The sequence below is a fragment of the Mesorhizobium sp. M7A.F.Ca.CA.002.09.1.1 genome (assembly GCF_003998555.1).
Taxonomy (GTDB): Bacteria; Pseudomonadota; Alphaproteobacteria; order Rhizobiales; family Rhizobiaceae; genus Mesorhizobium; species Mesorhizobium ciceri.
Map to the genome: position 1 here is coordinate 1 of NZ_RZRR01000376.1, position 5,084 is coordinate 5,084.

The window sequence follows — 5,084 nt, forward strand, 5'->3', positions numbered from 1 at the left end:
GCGCACGTCACATGCCGATGAGCTGGAAGCGACCGAGGCGCTGTCGAATTCGGACCTCAACAGTGACCAAGCAGTCGCCGGCAAGTCGAAGCGCAAGACCCTTGGCCAGGCTGCCTTGCAGATTGTCGTCGCCGATGTGTCGATGTCGCTCGACAACGTGCTGGCGGTGGCTGGAGCGGCGCGTGATCATTTTCCGGTGCTGGTCATCGGCCTTGTGCTGTCGATCGCGCTCATGGGGCTGGCTGCGACCTTCATTGCCAAGCTGCTGCATCGCCACCGCTGGATCGCCTATGTCGGCCTGCTGATCATACTCTATGTCGCGCTGGACATGGTCTATCGCGGCGCGGTGGAGGTCTGGCCACATGTGAACAACGTGGTCGGCTGAAGCTGGCGGACATCCGCGTCTTCACTCCGTCGAAGCAAGACCGCCGTGCGTTTTGCCGCATCGCGGGCCTGCCCATACCAATGCCGCAATAAGTGTGGTACTGCGCCGGCAATCCTGAAAAGCCCGGAAACCCTCTATGTCCGCTCCCCGCGTGAGTTTTGTCAGTCTTGGATGCCCGAAGGCCCTCGTGGATTCGGAGCGCATCATCACGCGCCTGCGCGCCGAAGGTTACGAAATCGCGCGCAAGCATGACGGCGCCGACCTCGTCGTCGTCAACACCTGCGGTTTTCTCGATTCCGCCCGCGACGAGTCGCTCAACGCCATCGGTTCCGCGCTTTCGGAAAACGGCCGAGTGATCGTCACCGGTTGCCTGGGCGCCGAGCCGGACGTCATTCGCGAAAAGCACCCCAATGTGCTGGCGATCACCGGGCCGCAGGCCTATGAGAGCGTGATGGCCGCGGTGCATGAGGCCGCACCGCCGTCGCACGATCCCTATATCGATCTCCTGCCGCCGCAGGGTGTCAAGCTGACGCCGCGTCACTACGCCTATCTCAAGATTTCCGAAGGCTGCAACAACCGCTGCACCTTCTGCATCATTCCCGCACTGCGTGGCGACCTCGTCTCGCGGCCGGCGGCCGATGTGCTGCGTGAGGCTGAGAAACTGGCCAAGGCTGGCGTCAAGGAACTTCTGGTCATCTCGCAGGACACCAGCGCCTACGGCATCGACATCAAATACCAGACGTCGATGTTCGGCGACCGTGAAGTGCGCGCAAAATTCCTCGATCTTTCGGAGGAACTGGGCAAGCTCGGCATCTGGGTGCGCATGCACTATGTCTACCCCTACCCGCATGTCGCCGACGTCATCCCGCTGATGGCGGAGGGCAAGATCCTCCCTTACCTGGATATCCCGTTCCAGCATGCCTCGCCGCAGGTGCTGAAAAACATGCGCCGGCCCGCGCATGGCGAAAAGACGCTCGAGCGCATTCGCGGCTGGCGCGAGGTCTGTCCGGATCTGGCCATCCGCTCGACCTTCATCGTCGGCTTCCCCGGCGAGACGGATGACGATTTCGAGATGCTGCTCGACTGGCTCGATGAAGCCAAGATCGACCGCGCCGGCTGCTTCAAATACGAGCCGGTCCGCGGCGCCCGCTCCAACGATCTCGGTCTCGAACAGGTCCCGCAGGAAATCAAGGAGGCGCGCTGGCACCGCTTCATGCAGCGTCAGCAGAAGATTTCGGCGACACAGCTGGCCAGAAAAGTCGGCAAGCGCCTCCCGGTGCTGATCGACGAGGCGCATGGCACATCGGCAAAGGGCCGCACCAAATACGACGCGCCCGAGATCGATGGCTCGGTGCACATCCAGTCGCGTCGTCCGCTGCGCCAAGGCGATATCGTCACCGTCAAGATCGACCGTGCCGACGCCTATGACCTCTATGGTTCGGCGGTCTGACGCCTCGTTCCGCGTAAATTTACTACATCTGGCGATAATCTAGGCCTCTTAACCCGCTCAGCCGCGATCCGCTCTATGGTTTGCCGACCGTAGATGCGGGAAATGCGGATGAACACCAGACCTGCGGAACAAAATTACATTGCGACGCTGGACCTGCTCAGGCTGGTCGCGGCGATGGCTGTCGTGTTCTTCCACTATTTCTTTCGCGGCGCGGCTGCCGAGGGCATTCTGGCTGAGGGTTATCCGCTTGCGGCACCGTTCGCCCTCTACGGCTATCTCGGCGTCAATCTGTTCTTCCTGATCAGCGGTTTCGTCATTGCCTGGTCGGCGGAAAACCGCAGTTGGGACCAGTTTGCGGTCGCGCGGTTCGTTCGCCTCTATCCGGGCTTCCTGCTCTGCATGACGATCACCTTCGCGATTGTCTTCCTTGCCGGGTCGCCGCTGCTTTCGGCCTCTTTCGTTCAGTATGCCGCCAATCTGTCGATGTTCGCGCCGGCGTTCGGCCAGCCCTTCATGGACGGCGTCTACTGGTCGATCGTTCTTGAGCTGGTGTTCTACGGCTGGGTGACGCTGGCGCTGCTCACCGGGCTGTTTCAGAAACGCAAGCTGGAGCTGATCTTGATCTGGCTGGCGATCTCGGCCTTGAACGAGTTCTTCATCGGCAGCGGCGCCGCCAGGCTGCTGTTCATCACCGAGTTTGGACCGTTCTTCGCCGCCGGCGTGCTGGTCCACCACCTGCATGCGCATGGCCGTTCACTGCCTGCAATGCTGCTGCTTGCCGCCGCGTTCCTGATCTCCTGCGGCACGCTGTCGGTGACGCAGCACTGGATGCTTGGCCACTACGGCATTGCCGTTTCGTCGGCCAATCTGGTCATCGCCAACGTCGTCATGCACGCGGCCTTGATCGGTGCGGTGCTGCTGCGCGGCCGTATCAGGGCATCGGGGCTCACCCTGGCGCTGGGCGGGCTGACCTATCCGCTCTATTTGCTGCACCAGGACATCGGCTATCTCGTCATCAATGCGGCAACGCCCCTTATCGGCAAATGGTTTGCCGCCTTTGGCTGCGGCGCACTTATGCTTTTCGTTTCGTGGGCAATCTGGCGCGCCTGCGAACGACCCGCACAGCGGCTGCTGAGGATTTGGCTCGGCCGCGCGGTCGATGCTGGCCTGGCGCGATTTCGTCGCGTCTCAGCCGGAGCGCAGCCCGCCGAATGAAAAAGGGCGCCTCGCGGCGCCCTCCTCATTTCGATCTCTTGCGCTACTTACTGCGGCAGCTTGTCGTCGACACCCTTCACATAAAAATTCATGCCGAGCAGCGTGCCGTCATCGGCGACTTCGCCATCCTTCAGCCACGGCGTGCCGTCTTGCTTGGCGATCGGCCCGGTGAAGGGGTTCCAGCCGCCGGCGATCTTCTTCTCGGTGGCCTCCGCCATCGCCTTCACGTCGTCGGGCATGTTGGTGTAGGGGGCGAGCTTGACCGCGCCGTCCTTGATGCCAAGCCAGACATTGTCCGGCTTCCAGGTGCCGTCGAGGGCTGCCTGGACCCGGCTGATGTAATAGGGACCCCATTCGTCGGTGAGCGAGGTCAGCTGCGCGTTCGGCGCGAACTTGATCATGTCGGAGGACTGGCCGAAGCCGTGCAGCTTGCGCTCCTCGGCCACCTGCAGGGCAGCGGTCGAATCGGTGTGCTGGACAATAATGTCGGCACCCTGGTCGAACAGCGCCTTGGCGGCGTCGGCTTCCTTGCCCGGATCGAACCAGGAATTCACCCAGACGATCTTGGCCTTGAAGTTCGGGTTGATCGACTGCGCGCCGAGCATGAAGGAGTTGATGCCCATCACCACTTCGGGGATCGGGAAGGAAACGATGTAGCCGGCAACGCCTGCCTTCGATTCCTTGGCGGCGATCTGGCCGAGCACATAACGGCCTTCATAGAAACGCGCATTGTAGATGCCGAGATTGTCAGATGTCTTGTAGCCGGTGGCGTGCTCGAACATCACCTTCGGGAATTTCTTGGCGACCTTCACTTCTGGGTCCATGAAGCCGAAGGAGGTGCCGAAAATGATCTTGCAGCCTTCGCGTGCCAGGCGCTCGAAAGCGCGGTCGGCGTCGGGGCCTTCCGAGACGTTTTCAAGATAGGCGGTTTCGACCTTGTCGCCGAGCGCCTTCTCCACTTCGAGACGGCCCTGGTCGTGCTGGTAGGAATAGCCGAAATCGCCGATCGGGCCGGTGTAGACCCAGCAGGCCTTCAGCTTGTCCGCGGCCTCGGCCGTCGCTGCCAGCGACATGGCGGCGGTCGTGGTCATCAGGGCAATAAGCAGTTTTTTCATCGTGTTACCTCTCTGAGTTAGCCTTGGAGCTTCCCGTTTGTTTTTGTTGTCAACGATCCGGAACGAATGGCTGCCCCAAGGAAGCCGGCGTGTTCATCATCGTCAGACGCTTGTTGCGCGAGATTAGAACGAGAACCACGACGGTTGCCAGATAGGGCAGCGAAGAAAGGAACTGTGAGGGCACTGGAATGCCAAAAGCCTGTGCATGAAGCTGGCCGATCCATACCGCGCCGAAGATGTAGGCGCCGGCCAGCACCCGCCATGGCCGCCAGGAGGCGAACACCACCAGCGCCAGCGCGATCCAGCCGCGGCCGGCGCTCATGTTCTCCACCCATTGCGGCGTGTAGACCAGCGAGAGATGGCCGCCGGCGAGACCGGCACAGGCGCCGCCGAAGATGACCGCGAGGTATCGGTAGCGGATGACCTTGATGCCAAGCGCATGCGCCGAGGTGTGGCTGTCGCCGATCGAACGCAGCGTCAGCCCGGTGCGGGTCTTGAACAGGAACCACATGACGGCGGCGGTCAGTGCGATCGAGATGTAGAAGATCGGATCCTGGCCAAACAGCAGCCTGCCGACCACAGGGATTTCCGTCAGGCCGGGAATGTCGAGGTTGGGCAGCCTTTCGCCGGGCTGGCCGACGAAGCTGGTGCCCATCATGCCGGACAGGCCAAGGCCGAGCAGCGTCAGCGACAGGCCGGTCGCCACCTGATTGGTGGCCAGCGACAGCGTCATGACGGCAAACAGCAGCGAGAACACCGCGCCCATGGCAATGGCCGCCAAAAGGCCGATCCAGGGTGATCCGGTGAGATAGGTTGCGCCGAAGCCGCCGACGGCGCCCATGATCATCATGCCTTCGACGCCGAGATTGAGTACGCCGGAGCGCTCGACCACCAGCTCACCGATTGCCGCGATCAGCAG

Annotated in this window: 4 protein-coding genes and 1 pseudogene; 3 read left to right on the forward strand and 2 right to left on the reverse strand. The window is 62.0% G+C overall.

All coding sequences use genetic code 11. The annotated features are described in order from the left end of the window. From EN994_RS17270 to EN994_RS17280, 3 genes and pseudogenes are all read left to right on the forward strand, one after another. Positions 1–385: pseudogene (locus tag EN994_RS17270) on the forward strand (TerC family protein); the annotation flags it as partial. A 136-nt stretch (positions 386–521) separates the two neighbouring features. Continuing rightward, entirely contained in the window at positions 522–1,835 is a 1,314-nt protein-coding gene (gene rimO / locus EN994_RS17275) for a 30S ribosomal protein S12 methylthiotransferase RimO (protein ID WP_013531645.1), read from the forward strand. A 108-nt stretch (positions 1,836–1,943) separates the two neighbouring features. Next, complete coding sequence (locus tag EN994_RS17280) at positions 1,944–3,050, forward strand: acyltransferase (protein ID WP_063168007.1); 1,107 nt, start codon at positions 1,944–1,946, stop codon at positions 3,048–3,050. A 47-nt stretch (positions 3,051–3,097) separates the two neighbouring features. Here EN994_RS17280 and EN994_RS17285 read toward each other — a convergent pair whose 3' ends face one another. Beyond that, a complete protein-coding gene (locus EN994_RS17285; RefSeq protein ID WP_013531647.1) occupies positions 3,098–4,165 on the reverse strand; it encodes a BMP family ABC transporter substrate-binding protein in 1,068 nt (355 codons plus the stop codon). Between the two features lie 49 nt (positions 4,166–4,214). Continuing rightward, on the reverse strand, positions 4,215–5,084 hold an 870-nt coding region (locus EN994_RS17290; RefSeq protein WP_164745978.1), incomplete at its 5' end, for an ABC transporter permease.

Coding starts and splice junctions, on each gene's coding strand:
- EN994_RS17285 (WP_013531647.1), bottom strand. CDS start 4,165: ATGAAAAAACTGCTTATTGCCCTGATGACCACGACCGCCGCCATGTCG.
- rimO (WP_013531645.1), top strand. CDS start 522: ATGTCCGCTCCCCGCGTGAGTTTTGTCAGTCTTGGATGCCCGAAGGCC.
- EN994_RS17280 (WP_063168007.1), top strand. CDS start 1,944: ATGAACACCAGACCTGCGGAACAAAATTACATTGCGACGCTGGACCTG.